Origin of the sequence: Catenulispora rubra (assembly GCF_015356825.1) — a bacterium.
Classification (GTDB): domain Bacteria; phylum Actinomycetota; class Actinomycetes; order Streptomycetales; family Catenulisporaceae; genus Catenulispora; species Catenulispora rubra.
Map to the genome: position 1 here is coordinate 1 of NZ_JAACYW010000586.1, position 2,046 is coordinate 2,046.

Genomic DNA, 2,046 nt, shown 5'->3' on the forward strand with positions numbered 1-2,046 from the left:
CTCCCGAGCCGTCTCCACCTCCCGCCGGAACCGGGCCCGGAACCGCGCGTCGGCCGCGAACTCCGGCCGCGCCACCTTCAGCGCCACCGCCCTCCGGTCCGGCCCCAGCGCCAGGTAGACGCGCCCCATCCCGCCCACGGCCAGCAGCGTCAGGACCCGGAAACCGCCCAGGTGGCGCGGGTCGTCCCCACTCAGCGGTGCCATACCGCACACGCTAAGAGCGATCTCGATCGCTGGGAAGACCGTGACCGTCTGTGTTGTGTTTCGTTAGGTATTGCGACCCTTCCCGACGAAAAGGCCACCCGGGACAGCCGCCTTGATCTTCCCCACCGTGCAGTTCGCGCTCTTCTTCGCCGTCGTCCTGCCGCTGTCCTGGGCCCTCATGCCCCGTCAGCACGCGTGGCGGCCGTTCATCCTCGCCGCCTCGTACTACTTCTACGCGGCCGCGGACTGGCACTACGTGTTCCTCCTAGCGGGCTCCACGGTCGTCAATCAACTCGCGGCGACCGTCATCACCCGTCAGGCCTCGGAGAAGGTCCGCAGGACAGCGCTGATCACCGCGATCACCCTGGACCTCGGAACCCTCGGCGTCTTCAAATACCTCGACTTCTTCAGCGACTCCGTAAGCAGTTCCCTGGGACTCTCCTTAGGGCTGCTGCACCTTGTCCTGCCTGTAGGAGTGTCCTTCTACACGTTCCAGGCCATCTCCTACGTCATCGACGTCCACCGCGGCCGCACACCCCTGGCCAAGCCCCTCGACTACGCCATCTACGCGTCCTTCTTCCCGCACCTCGTCGCGGGCCCGATCGTCCGCGCCTCGGAGTTCGTCCCGCAGCTGTCCGGCCCGCGCGACCCGAACCGCATCCCCGCCGCGCGTGCCTTCGGCCTGATCGCCGGCGGCCTGGTGAAGAAGATGGTCGTGGCCGACGTGATCGGCGCGAAGCTCGTCGAGCCGGTCTTCGGCACGCCCCAGGCGCACAACGGCACCGAAACGCTAACGGCCGTCTATGGATATGCCGTCCAGATCTACTGCGACTTCTCCGCCTATACGGACATGGCGATCGGCCTGGCACTGCTATTGGGGTTCCGCTTCCCCGACAACTTCGACCGCCCCTACACCGCGCGCTCTCTGCAGGATTTCTGGAGGCGCTGGCATATGACGCTCTCCAGATGGCTCCGCGACTACCTCTACATCCCCTTGGGAGGGAACCGCAGCGGGAGCCTTAAGACGTACCGCAACCTGATGCTGACCATGCTCCTCGGCGGCCTATGGCACGGCGCCGCATGGACCTTCGTCATCTGGGGCGGTATCCACGGCGTCGGCTTAGCAGTGGAACGTGCGTGGCCTGCGATGTCATCCGCTATTGCGATGCCTTTCGCTATAAGGATTCCCCAGCCTGTGAAGACCACAGCGGCGCGCATCGTCACCTTCCACGTGGTCTGCCTGGCGTGGGTCTTCTTCCGCGCCCCGGACCTCGGCACCGCCTTCACCGTTCTGGGACGCCTCTTCGCCGGTGGCCCGAGCACCGGCATCGTCACGCCCACGATCGTTTTCATCATCGCCGCCGTACTCGCCGTGCAGTGGCTGCCCAGGGGCACCGGCGCACGTCTGCAGGAAGCGTTCGTCACCCTCCCGGTCTACGCACAGGGCGTCTCCCTCGGCGTGCTCCTTCTAGTGGCCGCGGCAGTAAGCGGAGGACAAGGTGTGGCGCCCTTCATCTACTTCCGGTTCTAGACGCGAAAGGAGCGAGCAGTGTCCGAGGAACCCGTCACCACCGCACGCCAAGCCGGCCGCGTCATCCGGATCGCGCTGATCACGGCTCTCCTGCTGAACACCGCCGGCGTCGTCCGCGCGGGCCTGGGCATGCAGCCCGGCCCGACCCGCGACCTCCTGCTCGCCTTCGCGCACCCCGTGGACACCATCGCCGGCGCCCTGGACCTGAACCGCCCCCGCATCTCCCTGGACGCCATGCTCGGCCACCCCGACAGCGGCACCGGCGACGGTCACCGTACCCACCTGGAACGGGACGCGGACCGCCTCCAGCC

General features: G+C 67.2%; 1 protein-coding gene and 2 pseudogenes. 2 read left to right on the plus strand and 1 reads right to left on the minus strand.

The window, feature by feature from the left end:
- Positions 1-204 (minus strand): annotated as a pseudogene (locus GWK61_RS54265) (serine/threonine-protein kinase); the annotation flags it as partial.
- Positions 205-316: 112 nt separating this feature from the next.
- Here GWK61_RS54265 and GWK61_RS54270 point away from each other — a divergent pair.
- Together GWK61_RS54270 and GWK61_RS54275 are read left to right on the plus strand one after the other, a co-directional pair.
- On the plus strand, positions 317-1,735 hold the full coding sequence (locus GWK61_RS54270) for an MBOAT family O-acyltransferase (RefSeq protein ID WP_194922242.1): 1,419 nt from the start codon (positions 317-319) through the stop codon (positions 1,733-1,735).
- An 18-nt stretch (positions 1,736-1,753) separates the two neighbouring features.
- A pseudogene (locus GWK61_RS54275) lies at positions 1,754-2,046 on the plus strand (hypothetical protein); the annotation flags it as partial.